At 59.7% G+C, this 18,371-nt stretch carries 15 protein-coding genes and 1 pseudogene; 5 read left to right on the top strand and 11 right to left on the bottom strand.

Annotation, left to right across the window (positions count from 1 at the left end; translation table 11 throughout):
- Positions 1 to 2: 2 nt before the first annotated feature.
- The 10 genes and pseudogenes from ACE4RL_RS06735 to ACE4RL_RS06690 form a co-directional block, all read right to left on the bottom strand.
- Positions 3 to 1,013, bottom strand: a complete 1,011-nt coding sequence (locus ACE4RL_RS06735; RefSeq protein WP_375599734.1) for an NAD-dependent epimerase/dehydratase family protein — start codon at positions 1,011 to 1,013, stop codon at positions 3 to 5.
- A gap of 59 nt (positions 1,014 to 1,072) precedes the next feature.
- Complete coding sequence (locus tag ACE4RL_RS06730; RefSeq protein WP_375599733.1) at positions 1,073 to 1,984, bottom strand: nucleoside hydrolase; 912 nt, start codon at positions 1,982 to 1,984, stop codon at positions 1,073 to 1,075.
- A 106-nt stretch (positions 1,985 to 2,090) separates the two neighbouring features.
- Positions 2,091 to 2,998: pseudogene (locus ACE4RL_RS06725) on the bottom strand (aldo/keto reductase).
- 129 nt (positions 2,999 to 3,127) lie between these two features.
- Positions 3,128 to 4,717: a DUF5060 domain-containing protein gene (locus ACE4RL_RS06720; RefSeq protein WP_375599732.1), complete on the bottom strand. Its 1,590-nt coding sequence runs from the start codon at positions 4,715 to 4,717 to the stop codon at positions 3,128 to 3,130.
- Between the two features lie 21 nt (positions 4,718 to 4,738).
- Positions 4,739 to 5,563 carry an ABC transporter ATP-binding protein gene (locus ACE4RL_RS06715; protein ID WP_157290768.1) on the bottom strand — a complete coding sequence of 275 codons (825 nt, stop codon included), beginning with the start codon at positions 5,561 to 5,563 and terminating at the stop codon, positions 4,739 to 4,741.
- A gap of 2 nt (positions 5,564 to 5,565) precedes the next feature.
- Positions 5,566 to 6,486 carry an ABC transporter ATP-binding protein gene (locus ACE4RL_RS06710; protein ID WP_375599731.1) on the bottom strand — a complete coding sequence of 307 codons (921 nt, stop codon included), beginning with the start codon at positions 6,484 to 6,486 and terminating at the stop codon, positions 5,566 to 5,568.
- Positions 6,483 to 7,394 (bottom strand): ABC transporter permease, encoded by a 912-nt coding sequence (locus ACE4RL_RS06705; RefSeq protein WP_375599730.1) that lies wholly within the window; start codon positions 7,392 to 7,394, stop codon positions 6,483 to 6,485. The genes ACE4RL_RS06710 and ACE4RL_RS06705 overlap by 4 nt, the downstream gene beginning before the upstream one ends.
- A complete protein-coding gene (locus tag ACE4RL_RS06700; RefSeq protein ID WP_375599729.1) occupies positions 7,391 to 8,392 on the bottom strand; it encodes an ABC transporter permease in 1,002 nt (333 codons plus the stop codon). Before ACE4RL_RS06700 ends, ACE4RL_RS06705 begins: the two co-directional genes overlap by 4 nt.
- Before the next feature lie 72 nt (positions 8,393 to 8,464).
- Positions 8,465 to 10,369 carry an ABC transporter substrate-binding protein gene (locus tag ACE4RL_RS06695; protein ID WP_375599728.1) on the bottom strand — a complete coding sequence of 635 codons (1,905 nt, stop codon included), beginning with the start codon at positions 10,367 to 10,369 and terminating at the stop codon, positions 8,465 to 8,467.
- Positions 10,370 to 10,641: 272 nt separating this feature from the next.
- Positions 10,642 to 11,469: a DeoR/GlpR family DNA-binding transcription regulator gene (locus ACE4RL_RS06690; protein ID WP_375599727.1), complete on the bottom strand. Its 828-nt coding sequence runs from the start codon at positions 11,467 to 11,469 to the stop codon at positions 10,642 to 10,644.
- 319 nt (positions 11,470 to 11,788) lie between these two features.
- Here ACE4RL_RS06690 and ACE4RL_RS06685 point away from each other — a divergent pair, with 319 nt between their 5' ends.
- The 5 genes from ACE4RL_RS06685 to ACE4RL_RS06665 are packed head-to-tail and all read left to right on the top strand — an operon-like array spanning position 11,789 to position 16,968.
- Complete coding sequence (locus ACE4RL_RS06685) at positions 11,789 to 12,625, top strand: transketolase (RefSeq protein ID WP_375599726.1); 837 nt, start codon at positions 11,789 to 11,791, stop codon at positions 12,623 to 12,625.
- The gene (locus ACE4RL_RS06680) at positions 12,625 to 13,584 is read left to right on the top strand and encodes a transketolase family protein (protein WP_375599725.1); all 960 of its coding nucleotides are present in this window, start codon (positions 12,625 to 12,627) and stop codon (positions 13,582 to 13,584) included. The genes ACE4RL_RS06685 and ACE4RL_RS06680 overlap by 1 nt, the downstream gene beginning before the upstream one ends.
- Positions 13,581 to 15,062, top strand: a complete 1,482-nt coding sequence (locus ACE4RL_RS06675; RefSeq protein ID WP_375599724.1) for an FGGY family carbohydrate kinase — start codon at positions 13,581 to 13,583, stop codon at positions 15,060 to 15,062. The genes ACE4RL_RS06680 and ACE4RL_RS06675 overlap by 4 nt, the downstream gene beginning before the upstream one ends.
- A gap of 10 nt (positions 15,063 to 15,072) precedes the next feature.
- Positions 15,073 to 16,059: a sugar phosphate isomerase/epimerase family protein gene (locus tag ACE4RL_RS06670; protein WP_375599723.1), complete on the top strand. Its 987-nt coding sequence runs from the start codon at positions 15,073 to 15,075 to the stop codon at positions 16,057 to 16,059.
- A 3-nt stretch (positions 16,060 to 16,062) separates the two neighbouring features.
- Positions 16,063 to 16,968 (top strand): nucleoside hydrolase, encoded by a 906-nt coding sequence (locus ACE4RL_RS06665; protein WP_375599722.1) that lies wholly within the window; start codon positions 16,063 to 16,065, stop codon positions 16,966 to 16,968.
- Positions 16,969 to 17,299: 331 nt separating this feature from the next.
- Here ACE4RL_RS06665 and ACE4RL_RS06660 read toward each other — a convergent pair whose 3' ends face one another.
- A complete protein-coding gene (locus tag ACE4RL_RS06660) occupies positions 17,300 to 18,241 on the bottom strand; it encodes a D-ribose ABC transporter substrate-binding protein (protein WP_375599721.1) in 942 nt (313 codons plus the stop codon).
- Between the last annotated feature and the right edge of the window lie 130 nt (positions 18,242 to 18,371).

Raw genomic sequence — 18,371 nt, 5'->3', positions numbered from 1 at the left:
GACTAAAGGTGCAGTTCGCTGGTTGCCCGCTCCCAGGCAGCAATAACGCGGTCGTAGATGGGATGGTCCTCGCTCCGTTCGAGCTTGTCATTGGCCTCCAGCCAGTCCACGGCGCGACGGGCTGTCTCCACCCAAGGCACCGTAATGCGGAAGCCGAGATCGGCGCGCGCATCGGCGTTTTCGAACAGGTTGTTGAAGCTGAAATTGACGGCGCAAAGGAAAGCCTCCTCGGGCGCAAGGCGCCGCAGCACGTCGGTGGGAATGCAGACGAACTGAGGCGGCGGTGCGCCCAGGGCTTTGGCAATGCCCTGATGGTAGCCGCGCCAGGTCATCCATTCCTCGCCGGCGGCGTGGTAGCCCCGACCCATCGCCTTGGGATTGCCGACGGCCCCCACAAAGGCGCGCGCGACGTCGTCGCGATGACAGGTCGGCCAGAATGATGTTCCGTTGCCATGCACGATAATCGGTTGGCCCTTGCGCAGCCGATCGATGTGATAGTTGCGGTGCCCCAAAGCGTGGAGAAAATTGTCCCCACCCTCCCCCAGCGTGTGGCCGGGTCGGATGCTGGTGACCTTGACCTCGCCCCGTTCATGAGCGGCAAACAGCAATTCCTCGCATCGCGCCTTGTTGAAGGCGTAGGGAAACTCGGCGGACGGCCGTTTCTCCGCTGCTTCGGTGATCGGGTATGCGGTGGCCGGCTTGGTATAAACATCGACAGTGCTGCAGAAGATGTATTGGCCCGTCCGTTCGGAAAAAGCCCGCAAGGCGCTTTCCGCTTCCTCCGGCAGGTAACAGGCCATGTCGATGACGCAATCAAACGTACCGGCTGCGCGTATCTGCTGTTCGAACGTGCCGAAGGCCTTGCGGTCGCCGATGATGGTCTCGACGCCACCCTCGAACTGCGCCGGCCTGATGCCGCGATTGTAGAGCACGACGTTGTCGCCTCGGGCGAGCAATTGCTGGACGATGCCCGTGCTGATGATGCCGGTGCCGCCGATGATCAGTACGCGCACAATAGTTTACCTCTGTCAGAAAGGGCTGGACAGGCGCACCTCGCAGCGCCTGCGTCTGCCTAATCCAATGAACCGCGACGATGAAACTGGGCCAGCTTGGCCCAGAGGTCCTCATGCACGAAGCGAGTATTGACACTGTCGTACACCCGTATTGGACGCTGCTTGCCGTCGTGGATGTACTTCATCTGCTGGTCGAAGATCGGGGCGGGGCGGAAGTCCCAACTGCCTGCTTCCGGATCCAGGATGAGCCCTATGCACGGAGAATCCCCCAGTGAGCGATATTCCATGTGCGGGTCGGTGCGCATGTTGTACTCAATGACCTGTTCGACCAGATATTTGCCAATGGCGCCGCAGGGAGAGACCTTCTCGATCATTTCCGCATACGTCACGCTCATTGTCCGGTAGGCGGTCCGCGGGATCTGCCATACGGTCAGCTTCGACTTCATCAGCACGTTCGCCGCGTTGATGTCGTTTGAAAGATTGTACTCCCGGCCACCTGCCGGCCAGTGGCCCCCGCCGATCCAAAGAACGATGATATTGCGATTTTCGATCTCCGGATTCAGCAGCAGCGCCGAAGCGATGTCTGTCACGGGCCCATAGAACGCAATAAATAGCGGCCGTTCGTCGTCCTTCACCGCCTCTTCGATGATGAGCCGAGCACCCGGTGAATCGATGGGTGTATTCTCGTCCGGCATCTCGTGTGCGGCCCCATCTTCGACCCTCACCTTGCCCTCAAGATTCATGAGTTTGAGAACCAGCATGGTCTCGTCATGGCTGTCTTTGAGGCTGGTCTTTGACTTTTTGTCACCGAAATGCGCAGGGATAATTCCATGCAGTTCGAATGAAGGCGTCAATATTGCCTGCACGATAGCAAACTGATCGTCGCACTCGTTCTTGGCATCAGTGTTGATGATGACCCTCTGACGTTTTTCAGGGGGATACTTGACGTCGAATATTGTAAACTCTGACATATTATTGCCTTGGGAACTTATTTAGTTTGATATTACTTCCGTCCGCCGCACTTACAGTCCAAGTATCACAGTAGTTTTTCGGACAGTATTTTCGGTAAGGCAGAACCTACCAAGCGTAATCTTCTGGCGCCGTCTTATGGCCGGGAAAAATCTCGTTAAGCCGACGCAACGTTTCCTGATCAAGTTTCAAGCCCAGCGCACGCTCTGCCGCGTCCAACTGCTGGACCGTGCGTGGTCCGATGATCGGAGCGGTCACGGCGGGCTGGTGCAATAACCAGGCCAGCGCCACGTCGCCCGGAGCATGTCCAATCTCCTCGCAAACAGCCTCGTACTGCTCGATCTGGGGCCGATGCTTTTCAAGCGCCTCCTTCGAGCGACCTTCAAGGCGTCGTTGACCTTCGGCTTCTTTTTTGAGATACCGCCAAGCAGTCCGCCGTTGAGCGGTGACCAGGGAATGAGCCCCACGCCAAAATCGAGACAAGCAGGGATGACTTCCAGTTCCACTGCCCGATTGAACAGATTGTAAATCGACTGCTCCGACACCAGTCCTGTGAACCGGCGTTCGCGAGCAACGCCTTGGGCCTTGGCAATATGCCAGCCAGCAAAGTTTGAACTGCCAGCGTAAAGCATTTTGCCTTGTTGGACCGCTACTTCTATGGCCTGCCAAATCTCTTCCCACGGGGTGTCGCGGTCGATGTGGTGGAACTGATAGAGATCGATGTATTCGGTCTGCAGACGCTGGAGGCTAGCGTCCAGGGCTCGACGGATGTTTAGGGCACTCAACTTACCTTCGTTGGGCCATTCCCCCATGGCGCCGTAAAGCTTGGTCGCCAGCACGGTCTTCTCCCGTCGCCCGCCACCTTGGGCGAACCATTCACCGATAAGGCTTTCGGTAACGCCTGGCACCGGGCGGCCGTAGCGGTTGGCCGTGTCGAAGAAATTGATGCCTTTCTCGTGCGCTGCATCCATCACCTTAAATGCTTCTGCCCGATCAGTTGTCCAACTGAAGTTCATGGTGCCGAGACAAAGGCGACTAACGGACAGGCCGGTACGGCCGAGATGGGTGTACTGCATAGCTAATCCTATTTGATCTTCATGGGAGCGGCGGTCCGGAACAGCTCCGCCGCATCCGAATGCAGAGAACTAATCGATCCGTTTCAGCAGGATCGCGAGGTAAGGCTTGGGTTCGAAATGCAACAGGTCGCCACGCTGGACGCTGTCGGCCAGCGGCGTTTCGGTCATCTCCCAGGTATCGATCAGGGTTGCCGAGTAGCGCTCGCCGGGCGGTACGGCCACGGCATATTCGTGCGGCTGGTTCTCGCCGAGATAGCTGAGATAATAGCGATGCGGCTGACCGGCGGTCGCCCACCACGAAGTGACGCGCGGCCAGCCTTCTTCGCCGGGGGCAGCGCCGAAGAGTTGCTGAAGCTGGACGTTGTCGAGCCCGCCCTGCATCTGAATGCGATAGGCAGTGGTGGACTGGATCGGATCAAGACCGTCGTCGGGGCCCTCTTCGAGAATACGGCGCAAAAAGGCGATGCGCGCAACGCCCTCGCCGGTCAGCTTTCCGCCCTTGGCCCACCACAACACTTCCTCATCATTGTAGTAGGTCTCGCCATGGGTGACGTAGCCGCCATTGACGGTGCCGTCCCAGAAGCGGCGCACCAGCTTCTGGCCCGAGATATTGCCCCAGAGTTCGGAGATGTCGCCTTCATAGCAGCATTCATCAATCGAGACCGGCTTGCCATACTTCTCCCGCCAGAGCGCCGCCATATTGGCCGACGAACGCTGGATGCTCGAATGGGTGATGCGGGGGTGGTTGTGGTCAAAAAAGGCAAAGCAATTGTGATTGCTGAGCAGGTGACCATAGGGATCGTTGTCGGACACGATATGGATGAACCGGTCCCAGTCAGCGGGGCTCTTGTTGGGCATCAAATCGTACTCATTGGCCATTGACCACCAGACATTGGGCAGCGCCGCCAATCGTGCAGTCAGGTATCTGAGATACCGGTCGTCCTGCTCGGGCGTCATATGCGAGAAGCCCCAGCGGTCGTAAGGATGGAAGATGATCAGGTCGGCCTCGACACCGATTTCCGCGAGCTGGTTGATGCGCTTTTCCAGGTGCTGGAAATATTCGGGCTCAAACCGTTCATAGTCGAATTCCCAGCCGGCATCCTTGATCGAGCCGGGCCAGGCACTGGACCCCTTTGTCACCAGCGGGAAGGGATACCGATCGGGCTCGTTCTGGTTGTAGCGATAGTGCTTGGGGAACACGCACATGCGGATCTTGGTGAAGGGGGCCTCGGCCAATGTCGCCAGCGTCTGCTCTTCGGTGGCATCACCCTGGTGGTTCCAGGCATAGGCGGTGGTGCCGATATTGATGTAGCGGGCGCCGTCGGCATAGCGGAAATGGTAGCGGTCCGAGACGCGTACGGGCCCGTGATGCCCGTCCTTGGCAGGCGCGACCTCGAAGCTGCCCTCAGCACCGTCAAGGGCTGGCGCATTGCTGCGCGTCTCGTAGTGCCAAGTGCCCGTCGTGTCGGGAAGAAAGCGGAGCTTGTAGGTGGTTCCGCCATCGTAGAAACCGTTGACACGGACTTCCCTGCCACCCTGGCGGAAGACAGCCCGCAGGTCGACGTCCTGAAACGGATTGCCCTCGCCTGGGCCCTCCAGTGACAATTCATAGGTTGCCCAAAGGCTCGCTGAGCCAGTGGCTGTGGCTGACTTGGTCATGGCAATTTCCAATTGATGCGGCTAGCCGGCGGCGCGCAGGCGCGGCCTCCAGCGGCTGGTCGTGGTGGGAATGGAGCTGAGCAGGAGCTGGGTATAATCGTGCTGCGGGTTCGACATGACTTCGCGCGCCTTGCCGAACTCGACCACGCGGCCCTTGTTCATCACCGCGATATAGTCGGAGATGTAATAGGCCGTCGCCAGATCGTGGGTGATATAGACAAAGCTTCGCCCCGCTTCATCCCGGAGCCGCTTGAACAGGTTGATGATGATCATGCGCCGCGAGGCGTCGATCATGCTGACCGGCTCGTCGGCGACAATCAGTTGCGGCTGTGGAATGAGAGCACGCGCCACCGAGATGCGTTGCAGCTCCCCGCCCGAGAACTGATTGGTATATTTGCCGCTGACCTCGCGATAGTCGAGACCGACGCTGTCCAGCGCATCGGCAACCGCATCTTCGGCTTCCTTTTCCCCCATATTGGCCACCCGGCGCGCGGTCTCGTGCAGATAGCTGTCGACCGGCCGATAGCGGCTGAAGGCTTCGAACGGGTTCTGGAAGATAGGCTGGACCGTGCTCAGAAATTCCTTCCGCGACGAAATGGAGCCCACCCCGACCACCGGCCGGTCATAGACAATCGCGCGTCCCGAGGTCGGGGTTTCGAGCCGCAGCAGGGTCTTTGCCAGCGTGGTCTTGCCGCTGCCCGATTCCCCAACAACGGCGATCACGACGGGTTTGTCGCTTTCCACGGTGATGTTGACGTCGTTGAGCGCCTGGATCTTGCGGGAGCGCACGAAGCTCCCCAAGCGGTACTCCTTGTTGAGGCCTTCGGTCTTGAGAATGAAGGTCATGATCAGGCTCCTACGCTCTGCGCAACGGGCGCGGCCGCGGCCTGGGCAACAAAGTGCCCCGGCTTGACTTCATGCAGGATTGGCTCAACGCGATAGGCACGGTCACCGCTGGCCCCGGCGGCGCTGGCCATCAGGCCGCGCATGCTGTCGTCGCCAATGGTGGGCAGGGAGTCGATCAGCATCTTGGTGTAGGGGTGCTGGGGATCGGAGAAGACGCTATCGGTGTCGCCGTATTCGACCACGCGACCGGCATACATGATGAGCATCTTGTGGGTGACCTGATAATGGACACCCATATCGTGCGAGACCACCAGGATGGTGTTCTTCATTTCCTCCTGGAGCTCCATGAGCAGCATGAGGATGTCCTTTTGCACCACGACGTCGAGGGCCGTGGTCGGCTCGTCAGCGATGATCAGTTCGGGCTGGAAGAAGGTGGCCAGGCCGATCATCATGCGCTGCCGCATGCCGCCGGACAGCTGATGGGGATAGGAATCCATGGCTTCAGGAGGCAATCCCAGCTTGCCCATATAGGCCCGGGCGCGTTCGAGAACGCGCTTCTTGTTGCTGTCGGTCCCCGGGAAGTCGATGAACTGTTCCCGAATGCGGATCACCGGGTTGAGCGAGTTCATCGAGCTCTGCGGAACGTATGAAATGGATTTGAACCATTCTTCGCGAATATTCTGGGCGGTGACCTGACGGCCTTTTGCGCTCTTCAGCCCATAGGTGATCGAGCCGCGCGACAAGTGCATGGGCGAAGTGATGTCGCCATAGATGGCCTTCATCAGGGTCGACTTTCCGCAGCCCGACTCCCCGGCAATGCCGACAATGCACCCATCGGGAATATCCAGGGTCACGCCATCGACGGCGTGAATGGTCCGCGTTCCAAGGCGATAGCTGACCTGGAGGTCCTTGATGCTGATCATTGGACACCGCGCCTTTCAGCAAATGCGGCGTTAAAGCCGGTAGAAGTCAGAAACAGTCCGAGAAACAGCGTCACGGAGGCGATGATGGGCGCGACCAGCCAGAGGAAATGCCCGGTGAACAGCGCGTTGTAGTTGAGCGCCCAGAAGATGATTGACCCCAGCGTCGGCACTTCCACCTTGGACAGACCGATGACCGCGAGGGTGGCTTCCAGATTGATGGCGAACAGGATGGTGTTGATGAAGCCCACCAGCGTATAGGCCATCACGTAGGGGAACACCTCGCGGATGATGACCTGGGCGGTGTTGGCACCGGAGAACCGGGCCATGTTGATGAACTCACGCTCGCGTATCGAGAGCGCCATGGAACGTACCGTGCGCGCATCCCAGGCCCAGCCGAAAATGATGATGATGAAGCCTACGGTGAAGAACGAGGTGTTTCCCCGGATCAGCGACCCCAGGATGATGAGGATCGGCAACAGCGGGATGGTGATGAACGTGTCGACGATCAGCATGACCAGCCGTTCGAAGCGCCCGCCAATATAGCCCGCGCTGAGGCCGACGGTGGTGGCAACGATGGTGACGCCGACAGCAACCAGGACCCCCAGCATCAGCGAATTGCGGATGGCAAAGACCAGGAACCAGAAAATGTCCTGACCCAGGGCATTGGTACCCAGCCAGTGGGCGCCCGAAGCTGGCAAGTTGCGCATGTAGGTGGCTTGCACGGACGGATCAGCCGGCGCGAAAAGCGGCAGGATGAAGCTGCCAAGTCCCATGACCGTCAGGATGGTGAGGCCAACCGCCAGGCGCGGATTGATGAGCCAGAGGAATGACTGGAATAGTCCGGGCTCTGCCGCTTGCGGCGTTTCGACCAGGGTGACCGGGTCCATTTCTTTGCTGTCTATGGTCATTTGTGGCGGATCCGGGGGTCGAGAAGTGGATAGAGCAGGTCGATCACCAGCCCGGCGGTGGCCACGGCAATGATCGAGATGGTGATCGCGCCATAGAGCACGTTGTAGTCACCACCGGTCGCCGCCGCGCGCATGACAAGGCCAATGCCGGGATAGGAGAAGATCATCTCGGTCAGCAGGGCGCCGTTGAAGACCATGCCCAGCGAGAGCGCCAGAGCGGTCACTTGCGGCAACAGAGCGTTGCGGAACACGTAACGCGTCATCCGCGTCCAGTTGCTCGCGCCCTTCAGCCGGGCATAGATGACATAGGGTTCCTCGGTGGTGGCGACAGCCAGCGCCTTCATCGAGAGGATGTTCCAGCCAAAGCCTGCCAGGACCAGCGTGATGCCGGGAAGAAGCGAGTTGTAGATGATCATCCCGACTTTCTCCCAGCTCATCTGACCGACCGGGAAAGTCGCCGATAGCGGAAAGACCGGAAAGACGTAGGCGAGCAGCAGCAACACCGTGACCGCCAGGATGTAATAAGGGATGGGATAGAGCAGGATGCCAACGAATTCGAGGATCGAGGCGGCCTTCTTCGTGTGAAAGTACCCGGCAACAAGACCCACCAGATTACCCAGCGTCCAGGCGATGACCGTGGCGGTCAGCAGCAGGCTCAGGGTCCAGGGCAGCGCCGCCATGAGCATCTGCGACACGGGCTGGGGGAAATAGGTGAAGGATGGCCCGAAGTCGAAGCTGAAGACGATGCGCTTCATGTAGTCGACATACTGGGTGAAGAGATTGCCTTTGAGGCCGTAAAGGTTCTCCAGATTGTCCCGGAGCTCTGCAATGGCCTCGGCGCTCAGGGCACCATTCGCCCGGCTTTGAATCTGTCCGATATAGCCGTCCACGGGATTGATCGGCATCAGCCGCGGCAGCAGGAAGGTGATGGACAAGCCAATGAACAGCACGGCCAGATAGAGGCCGAAACGCTTGGCGATGTAGACGAGTGCACCCATCAGGGAGTCCTTTTGCGAAAGAGTGTGGGGCGGCCCTGAGGAATGGCCGCCCCATCCGGTCGTGTCAGGAGGTCACTGGCCGGTAGGCTCGACGTTGGTGACGGTCTTCTTGAACGAGCTCCACCAAGTGTAGGGCGCAGCGTAGAAGTTGTCCTGCTTGGGGAAGTTCGTCCAATAGGTGCTATTGGTCGGGATGGTCGTCGGGATGTTCATGAGATTGATCATCTGCATGTCTTCCGTCAGATACTTGGCGATCTGCCGACCATTTTCGACAAACTCTTCTGTGCCGATCTCGAGGCTGGCACTTTCGGACACGATGTCGAAGATGCGTTCATCCACAATGCGGGCAAAGTTCTGCACGAGAGCGTCGTTGGAATCTGCGGGCAGGACGTTGTCCGCGCGGAAATTGCGCCAGGAGTTTTGCCAGTTGGCGTTATAGGTGCAGGAGTTCGACCAGTTGATCTGCAGCTCCATGCGGGCATTGGTGGTCTGGACAGTGCCAAACTCGCCATTGTCCACCTGGCGGGCATTCACGTTGAAGCCTGCCTGGCGCCAGCTGTCGGCAATCGAGAAGCCGACGCGCTGAAGAACCTTGTTCCAGTCGCCTGGAATGACGAATTCGAGCACCCAGGGCGACCCGTCCGGCATGGTGAAGAATCCGTCCGAACCCTTGGTCATGCCAACCGATTCAAGCATCTTGGCGGCCTGTTCGGGATCGTGCTTCCACCAACCGATACCGAAGCCTTTTTCCACAGCCTCGCCCGAGGGCAGCTGTGACTGATCGACACCTTGCGAGGCGAGCGTCTCGACCAGATCGGCGCCGAAATCGGTGTTGAACGGCTTGTAGCCATCCCCAATGGTCAGCTCTTCGAGCCAGGACTCAAGCGGCTCGACATAAAGCGGATTGGTGATCGGCGTATCCGCCAGCGGCAGTGGCGAGGCCTTGAACTGGCCGCTCATCGCCGAAATGCCGACCTGCTCGAGATCAAGTGCCAGGGCCAGGGCCCAGCGCACCTCGGGCATGTCGTAAGGCGCCTTCTGGTTGTTGATGTAGATGCCATAGGAGCAGGCATCGTTCATGTCGTGATAGGGGAAGGTCGGCGAGAAGGTTTCGATATTCGGGTTGCGCGCCTTGGCAGCCTCAATCGAGTCCGGGCTCATGAAGGTGTCGACATCGTACTGGTTCTGCACGAAAGCCAGCGCGCGCGTCTCTTCGGTCCCGAAGTCCTTGTAGTAGACGTATTTGACGGCCGGCTCCTCGTCGATGTTCCAGCCGGATTCATCCCAATCCTCGCGCAGCTCCCAGAGCTGCCAGAAACCGTTTGGATCGAATTCCTTGATCTTGTAGGCGCCCAGCGTGACGGCCGGGGCATTCTGGAATGTCACGACCTCGTCGCCCAGCGGCTCAAACACGTGCTGCGGCACCCAATTGAAGGGCATGCCCCAGGTGTAAACGCCCATGCGGGTCACAAAGTCATAAACCGGCGTGGCCGTGGTGACCTCGAAGGTGTGATCGTCGATCTTTTCGTAGCTGTCGACCAGACGCGTGATGGAGGAAACGTTGGTCAGCTTGTCGCGGTACTTGAAGGCTGTGTCGAAGGTGAAAATGATATCATCGACATTGAAGTCCTCGCCATCGCTCCACTTGATCCCCTCACGGATCTTGACGCGGAACTTGGTGTGCTCGTCATTGAGCACTTCAGGGAAGCCATCGGCCAATTCCGGATAGCTTTCGCCGGTCGCGGTGTCCATTTCCCACAGCGCCGCCCAGCCAAGCTCGCGGAAACCGCGCCAGATGGCATAGGAGTTGAGCGGGTTCTGGGCAGACGGGTTGGACGAACGTCCATCAAATGTCTGCACGATCATTGTTTCGCTGCGGGGCGTGCCGACATCAGTCATGGCCCCCTGCGCGAAAACGGTGGTTGTCATCAGCGCTGCCATCATGGGCAACATCAAAGTACGGCTGTGCCGTGCCATGTTTTCCTCCTTTTCGGCCACCGGTTGCGGCGGCCACCAATGCGGATCATTTCGGAATTTTGGGCAGCACCCTTCGAACACCGGCTCGACCAAGCCATTGTCAGTTAGGACAGTTGTGCTGTCTTTCCTCCGCACGCTCCCGCGGCTAATCGCAAAATCGCTTAGTGTTATTTTCGATTTTTTGCGATTACCTACGATTAGGATTGCAGGCAAGCGATGTCAATGCCTCTCTGCGAAAGAGAGGGCCAAAACTCAAAACTGGGGAAATCAGGCTAGCTGGCGATGATCACTTCGACGCCGCGGCGTTCGAATTCGGCCTTGTCACTGGCGGAAATGCCATCGTCTGTGATCAAGGTATGCACCATCTCGACGCCACCTAGGGCGGAGAAGGACACCTTGCCGATTTTGGTGGAGTCCGCCAGGAGATACACATGCGACGCTGCCTTGACCATTGCGCGCTTGACGTAGATATCGCCGATAGACGGGTAGGTAAGGCCAACATCGAAAGAGACGCCGGCCGTCGCCAGAAAAAGTTTCTGGGCGTAGATGCCGACGAAAAACTCGACCGACTTCTCACCACTTAGCGACAGCGTCGGCGCCTTGAACTGCCCCGCCGGCATGTGCACCGTATTGGTGGGCGCCGCGCCAAGAATCAGCGCAATGTTGAGCGCATTGGTGATGATGTTGAGTTCCTGACGCGAGCGCAGATTCTCAGCAAATTGCGTGGTGGTGGACCCTGAGTCGATGATCAGGGTTTCGTTGTCCCCCACAAGGGCGGCCGCCGCCGCTCCGATCCGTTGTTTTTTCTCCATATTGTCGATGTGTTGCAGCGACATGGACTGAACCTGCTGGGGAATGGAGCGCAGAAATGCGCCGCCATGCTCGCGGGTGATGAAGCCATCCGCGTCAAGCCGCTCCAGATCCTGCCGAATGGTGGCCTCGGATACGTGAAAGGCAGCGGAAAGGTCACGGACCCGGGCGCTCCCCTCTTCCTGCAACCATTCCAGGATGCGCATGCGCCGCGGTTCGGCCAGCAATTGAGGCTGTCCGCCACCCTGCTCAATGGCGCGCCTCCGCTTGTTCGTCCTGACCTTTTCCATCTCGCCCCCTGCCGTACCCGCCGCATTTCAGTTGTTGGGCTTTAGCATAAGCACCCTTTTACAGCACAGCGAAAACTCCCGAAGGAGCGAGCGGCCAACGCCACTCCACACAAGAAAAACGCAGAAATCGAAAGTTTTCGCTATTGCACGAAAGCGCATGGCCCTGTAGCTATCGGGAAAAGCAGACGGCCAAGGTGCATTTGGTGCACACTTGGCGGCGAGGATCCGAATACCTTCGTCGGACGAGGCGCGCTGAATATGGGGCGGCGCCAGCTGTTGCATCCCGCATCTGCTTGCTGATTGACGATGGGAGGCCCGGATGAACTCGCCCGCTCTGCAAAGAAATGACCTGGTTCCAGAGATTGCGGCAAAGGCCCTTTGGATCCGTCGACGCAGTTTCCAGATGGTCTATGAAGCCCAGCAGGGCCATCCCGGTGGCGACTTTAGTGCCGCCGATATCCTGGCTACGCTCTATTTTGGCGTCATGCGCTATGATCCGCACGCGCCGGCTGATCCCGGACGTGATCGCTTCGTGATGAGCAAGGGACATTGTACTGGCGCCTTCTACTCGGTTCTGGCAGCTGCCGGCTATTTCCCTGAGGCCGATCTGAAAACCTACATGGAGCCGCTGTCCAAGCTCAACGGCCATCCCAATCGCAACTACCTTCCAGGGGTCGAGACCAATACGGGGCCACTCGGACATGGCCTGCCAGTCGCAACGGGCATTGCCATTGCTGGCCAGCTCGACAACGCGGATTTCCGGACATTCGTGCTCACTGGTGACGGCGAGTTACAGGAAGGCAGCAATTGGGAATGTGCCCTGACGGCGGCCCATCGCAAGCTCGAGAATCTTACACTGATCGTCGATCGCAACCGCCTGCAACAAGGGGCGCGCACCGAGGAAACGGCGACGCTTGATCCTCTGGACGAGAAGTGGCGGGCCTTTGGCTGGCATGTCGAGGTGGTCGATGGCCACGATCATGCACAACTTCGCGATGTCCTCTCGGCTTCTCCCAAGGGACGAGGCAAACCGCTCTGCGTCATTGCCAATACATTCAAGGGCAAAGGCGTCAGCTTCATGCATGACAATGTTGCCTGGCATCACGGTGTGCCGAACAAGGAACAATACGAACAAGCCATGGCGGAACTGGTCTGATGAGCGCTGCACCCTCAAAAAAGGAAGGCTTCTTCGATTGCCGCGACAGCTTCGCTGCCACGATCGAAACGCTGGCCGAACGTGATCCACGCATCGTGACCGTTGTTAGCGACAGTGTGGGCTCTTCCAAGCTGGGCGGGTTCAGGAAGAAATTTCCCGAGCGAATGGTCAATGTCGGCATTGCCGAACAGACCCTTGTGGCGGTTGGCGCGGGCCTCGCCAATGGTGGCAAAGTGCCCTTCGTGTCAGCAGCGTCCTGCTTCATCACCGGTCGCGCCATGGAGCAGGTCAAAGCAGACATTGCCTATTCCAATGTCAATGTGAAGCTGATCGGCCAGTCTTCAGGCGTGGCTTATGGAGAGCTCGGCCCCACGCATCACTCCATCGAAGACCTTGCCTGGCTTCGCCTGTTCAACAACCTTACCCTGATCGTCCCGGCCGATCCCTGGCAGACCGAGCAGGCCATTCTCGCCGCCGCCGAACTCAACGGTCCGGTATTCGTTCGCGTCAGCCGCATGCCGGTGCCGGCGCTTCAGCGTGCGGAGGGCGCAAAGTTCGAAATCGGCAAGGCCGAGACGCTGGTCGATGGCACGGATGCGACCATCATTGCCAACGGTACCATGGTCCATCGCGCCGTTGCTGCCGCTGCGGCACTGAGGAGCGAGGGCATTTCTGCTCGTGTCGTCAACATGGCTACGGTCAATCCGCTGGACGAAGCGGCCATCGCCGCCGCTGCCGAGACGGGCGCCATCGTCACCGTCGAGGAGCATTCCGTGCGCGGTGGCCTTGGTGGCGCTGTGGCCGAGGTGGTCGCCACCACAAGTCCCGTCCCCATGCGCATACTGGGCTTTCCCGGCTTCGTGCCGACCGGCTCAGCTGAGTGGCTGATGGAACATTACGGCCTGACCGAGACCGGCATTGCCGAAGCCGTCCGACAGACTATTGCCCGCAAGAAATGACCGATCAAAGCCTGATTCTCGCCATCGACCAGGGCACCACCAACACCAAGGCGCTGTTGGTGGACGCTGCAGGGCGCGTGCATTATCAGGCGTCCGTGCCCAACGTCGTGACCTATCCTCGGCCCGGGTGGGCGGAGCAGTCCGCAACCGATCTAGTGGCCGGAGTGAGGACGGTTATTGCCGATGTCGTCGCGCAAGCCGCCGGGCGCTCGATAGCGGGGATCGGCATTTCCAACCAGCGCGAGTCCATTCTCGTCTGGGATGCCACAACCGGCCAGCCGATTGGCCCAGTCGTCATCTGGCAATGCCGGCGCTCGGCGCCAAAGTGCGAGGCGCTGAAGTCAGCGGGCCACGCTTCCATGATCGAGGAGCGCACGGGCCTTGCTCTCGACCCCCTGTTCCCGGCGGCAAAGATCGCCTGGCTTCTGGACAATGTGCCCGGCGCCAGGGCACGCGCCGAGAAGGGCGAATTACGCGTCGGCACGGTCGACACCTGGCTGTTGTGGAGCCTGACGGGCGGCGCCGTCCACGCCACCGATCATTCCAACGCCTCACGCACCCAGCTCTTCAACACTGAGACTCTCAGCTGGGACGCCGAACTCTGCGCCTTGTTTGACGTGCCGATGTCCATGCTGGCCGAGGTCAAATCCTCCGATAGCCGCTTCGGCACCACGACTGAAGGCGCTTGCGCCCTGCCCACGGGCACGCCGATCCTTTCCATGATCGGGGATTCTCACGCGGCCCTGTTCGGTCACGGCGTGCGCGCGCCGGGCACCGTCAAGGGCACGTATGGCACCGGCACATCTTTGATGGCGCTGACGCCCAAACGCATCCGGTCCACCCATGGCATTTCGAGCACCATCGCCTGGAGCCAGAACGGCAAGGCGCAATATGCTCTCGAAGGCAATATTTCGGTCTCTGGCCAAACTGCCGCTTTCGTTGCCGAACTTTTGGGCCTGGCCGATGCTGCGGCCTTGTCGGCCCTCGCCGAAACTGTGTCGGACAGCAATGGCGTGACGTTCGTACCCGCTTTGGTCGGGCTGGGCGCGCCTTACTGGCGGTCTGATGCGCGCGGAACCGTGACCGGCATGAGCCTCGGGACTAAGCCGGCGCATCTCGCCCGGGCCGCCCTTGAAGCCATCGCCTTCCAGGTTGCCGATGTCTATACGGCCATGGAAGCCGATATGGGCTCGGCCCTTGGTGAGTTGCGCGCCGATGGCGGCGCTTCGCGCAACCCGTTGGTGATGCAGTTCCAGTCCGACATTTTGGGCCGGCCGGTTGCGGCCGCTGCGGCCCCTGAAGTCAGTGCGCTCGGCGCCGCCGCCCTCGCCTTTTCGGCGCTCGGCATCGCTATGCCAGGCGTGCCGGCGGCCGATAAGTACAAGCCGAGCATGAGCGCGGCACAAAGCTCCGAACACCGTCAGCGCTGGGCATCCGCCGTGACCCAGACTTTGGCGACAAACAACAAGACGACCTAGGGAGAACTCCATGACCACACCCCGCTTCGGCGCCGGCATTTGGCACTTCGCCACCTACCTCGACCGCTACGCCACCGATGGCTATGGCGTGCCGCGCAATATCATCGAGGCCATCGATCTGGCCGGTCAGGTCAGCGACCTGTCGGTGGTCGACCTCAACTGGCCCTACTTCGGCGGCGAGTTCTCCGACACCCAGATCAAGGAAGCGCTGGATCGCAACAACCTCAAAGTGATCGGCATTACGCCCGAAATCTACACCCGCGATTTCGTCAAGGGCGCCTTCACCAACCCCGATGCCGGCATCCGCCGCAAGGCGCACGAACTCATCACCGCCGCCTGCGACGTCGTCCGCTACCACAAGGCCGACTATGTCAAGCTCTGGCCCGGCCAGGACGGCTGGGACTATCCCTTCCAGGTTGACTATTCAACGCAGTGGCAGCGTTCGCTCGATGGCGTCGGCCAATTGGCTTCGGAAAACCCGGACCTCAAATTCGTCATCGAATACAAGCCGCGCGAACCGCGCGTACGCATGAGCTTTGGTTCGGTGGCCCGCACCATTCTGGGCATCGAAAAGATCGGCCTACCAAACATTGGTATCCTGCTCGATTTCGGCCACGCAATCATGGGCGGGGAATCCGCTGCCGACAGTGCGCAGCTGGCTATCGATTACGGTCGCCTGTTCGGCATGGACGTCAACGACAATTATCGCTCCTGGGACGACGACCTGGTCGCAGGCAGCCTCCATCCGATCGAACTCTTCGAGTTCTTCCACGTGCTCAAGAAGAACAAGTGGGAAGGCGTCTGGCAGCTCGACCAGTTCCCGTTCCGTGAGGACAGCGTCGCCACGGCGACCCACGCGATCGATTTCCTCAAGGCTGCAGCCAAGGGTCTCGATGCGCTGGACGAAGACGCTCTGCGAGAAGCACAAAGCCGCCACGACGCCATCGGCGCCCTCAAGATCGCTCAGAAGGCGCTGTTCGGCGCGATGGGAGACTAAATCATGACCAATCTGCCGCGCGAAAAGCGTGCCCGCCTGATCCTCAATACCGATGCCAAGAACGAGGCGGACGATCAGTTCACCATCGTCCATGCCCTTCTGACCCCAACCTTCGATTTCCACGGCATCATCGCCGCCCATTTCGGCGACCACCGCTCGAAAACCGCAATGGAAGATAGCCGCAAGGAAATCGACCACCTGCTCGATCTGATGGATCTGTCCGGCCGCATCCCTGTCGCCAACGGCGCGGCCACAGCGCTTCCGGACGAGCAGACGGCCGTCCCCTCGCCCGGCGCGCAGATGATCATCGATGAGGCGATGAAGGACGACGACCGTCCGCTCTATGTCGCCTTCTTGGGGCCGCTGACCGACATGGCCTCGGCCATTCTGATGGAGCCCAGGCTCAACGAGCGCAATGTCATCTGCGTCTGGATCGGCGGCGGTACGTGGCCCTCGGGTGGGCGCGAGTTCAACCTGATGAACGACATCGCCGCTGCCAATGTGGTCATGCGGTCAAATGTCCAGGTCTGGCAAATCCCGTCCACCGTCTATCGCATGATGTCGGTGAGCTATGCCGAGCTGCAGGAGCGTTGCGAGGACAAGGGCCCAATCGGCAAGTATCTCGTCGATCAGCTCATTGACTGGAACCTGCGCGTCCACAAAGGCCCGATCGAGCATCGGTCACTGGGCGATACCCCGTCGCTCTCGGTGATCCTAAATCCAATGGGCGGCACCTATGAATGGCGCCCTGCTCCCGAATTCAGCCCGCACATGCATTACGTCCACACCGGCCAGCACCGGCCGATCAAGGTCTATGACTCCATCGACATTCGTTACATCCTGGAAGACTTCTACGCCAAGCTCGCCCGCTTCCATCGCGGTGTGCAGGAACTGGCCAATTTCGGTTAGTGAGCTCGATCAACCTGCCCGACTTGGCCCGCCGTTCCTGACGGCGGGCTTTTTTGTTGGGATGATGTGAGTGAGCCATGGTGGTGGGTGCACCAGATCACTGCGCCGCTAGACCAACAACGATGACCCCGGCTCTGGCCTCAAAAGGCCCCGCACCGCGGTCAGACGGCCAGCAATACTGCGCTTGTCTCTTGAACCGGCCCGTCCATTTGAGCCCACCAGGGCGCCGCGGCGGGCCATGATCCACGCCGTCCCCCCACCATGCCAAAGGCCGACGCTACTTTCGTAGCGCCGGCCTCGTCGGGAGATTCAAGTCTGACTAACGAGCTTGCTAGTCAGCCAGAGCAAACGTTTCGAGATCACCTGCATTGCTTTCGTCGATGAGCACGCAGTCCATGGAGATCTTTTCATCCATGCCGGTGGAGCCTTCCTTGAGATACTTGTCGGCAAGCTCGACGGCCCACTGAGCCTGGCGATAAGCCGGCTGCAGCACGGTCGCGTGGATCTTGCCAGCCAGGATGGCGTCGCGAACGTCGTTCGAGCCATCGAAGCCGACGACGATCACATCGTTGCGGCCAGCTGCTTCCAGCGCGGCCAGAGCACCCATTGCCATGGTGTCATTGCCTGCGATCACGCCCTTGATGTCGGGATTGGCCTGCAGGATGGATTCCATCTTGGTGAAGGCTTCCGTCTGGCTCCAATTGGCCGATTGCTGGGCCACCATGACCATGTCCGGGTACTGGTCGATGACGTCGTGGTAGCCAGCAGATCGGATGCCGGCATTCGTGTCGGATTCCTTGCCGACGAGTTCGACGTAGTTGCCGGCTTCGCCCATGGCTTCCACGAAGGCTTCCGCGCCCAGTGTGGCACCCTGGTAGTTGTTCGAAACGATCTGGGCGACGGCAACGCCGGTGGCATTGATTTCACGGTCAATCAGGAAAGACGGGATACCGGCATCCTTGGCCTTCTGCACGGCCGCCACTGACGCGTCTGCGCCTGCGTTGTCCAGGATGATCGCCTTGGCGCCAGCAGCGATTGCGGTATCGATCAGCTCGTTCTGCTTGTTGGCGTCATCGTCGTGCGAATAGACTTGGGTGGAATAGCCCAACTCCTCGGCTTTGGCCTTGGCACCGTCTGCCTCAGCTTTGAAGAAGGGGTTGTCGTGGCTGGGCGTGATAATCACGATTAGATCCTGCGCCACGCTGGGCAACGTCACCGAAACACTGGCAATCGCGCCCACGGCCAGTGCTGCAATCGTCTTTGCAAACTTCATGTTGGTCCTCCTGTAGAGCCTCAAGCTCCGGGTTCCGCAATCGACACCATTTTCGGCTACTTTGGATTATTTGCGGTTTTTTAGCTTTAACTTCGAACGGCAAGGGAGTCAACGAAACTGGGAGATGTTC

Origin of the sequence: Devosia polycyclovorans, from assembly GCF_042181575.1 — a bacterium.
In the GTDB taxonomy this organism is placed as follows: domain Bacteria; phylum Pseudomonadota; class Alphaproteobacteria; order Rhizobiales; family Devosiaceae; genus Devosia; species Devosia polycyclovorans.
This window is presented reverse-complemented; position numbering and strand designations above follow the sequence as displayed.

Bases quoted from the DNA above. Each gene is read 5' to 3' on its own strand.
- ACE4RL_RS06730 (WP_375599733.1), bottom strand. From the start codon at position 1,984: ATGTCAGAGTTTACAATATTCGACGTCAAGTATCCCCCTGAAAAACGT.
- ACE4RL_RS06720 (WP_375599732.1), bottom strand. From the start codon at position 4,717: ATGACCAAGTCAGCCACAGCCACTGGCTCAGCGAGCCTTTGGGCAACC.
- ACE4RL_RS06715 (WP_157290768.1), bottom strand. From the start codon at position 5,563: ATGACCTTCATTCTCAAGACCGAAGGCCTCAACAAGGAGTACCGCTTG.
- ACE4RL_RS06710 (WP_375599731.1), bottom strand. From the start codon at position 6,486: ATGATCAGCATCAAGGACCTCCAGGTCAGCTATCGCCTTGGAACGCGG.
- ACE4RL_RS06705 (WP_375599730.1), bottom strand. From the start codon at position 7,394: ATGACCATAGACAGCAAAGAAATGGACCCGGTCACCCTGGTCGAAACG.
- ACE4RL_RS06700 (WP_375599729.1), bottom strand. From the start codon at position 8,392: ATGGGTGCACTCGTCTACATCGCCAAGCGTTTCGGCCTCTATCTGGCC.
- ACE4RL_RS06695 (WP_375599728.1), bottom strand. From the start codon at position 10,369: ATGGCACGGCACAGCCGTACTTTGATGTTGCCCATGATGGCAGCGCTG.
- ACE4RL_RS06690 (WP_375599727.1), bottom strand. From the start codon at position 11,469: ATGGAAAAGGTCAGGACGAACAAGCGGAGGCGCGCCATTGAGCAGGGT.
- ACE4RL_RS06685 (WP_375599726.1), top strand. From the start codon at position 11,789: ATGAACTCGCCCGCTCTGCAAAGAAATGACCTGGTTCCAGAGATTGCG.
- ACE4RL_RS06680 (WP_375599725.1), top strand. From the start codon at position 12,625: ATGAGCGCTGCACCCTCAAAAAAGGAAGGCTTCTTCGATTGCCGCGAC.
- ACE4RL_RS06675 (WP_375599724.1), top strand. From the start codon at position 13,581: ATGACCGATCAAAGCCTGATTCTCGCCATCGACCAGGGCACCACCAAC.
- ACE4RL_RS06670 (WP_375599723.1), top strand. From the start codon at position 15,073: ATGACCACACCCCGCTTCGGCGCCGGCATTTGGCACTTCGCCACCTAC.
- ACE4RL_RS06665 (WP_375599722.1), top strand. From the start codon at position 16,063: ATGACCAATCTGCCGCGCGAAAAGCGTGCCCGCCTGATCCTCAATACC.
- ACE4RL_RS06660 (WP_375599721.1), bottom strand. From the start codon at position 18,241: ATGAAGTTTGCAAAGACGATTGCAGCACTGGCCGTGGGCGCGATTGCC.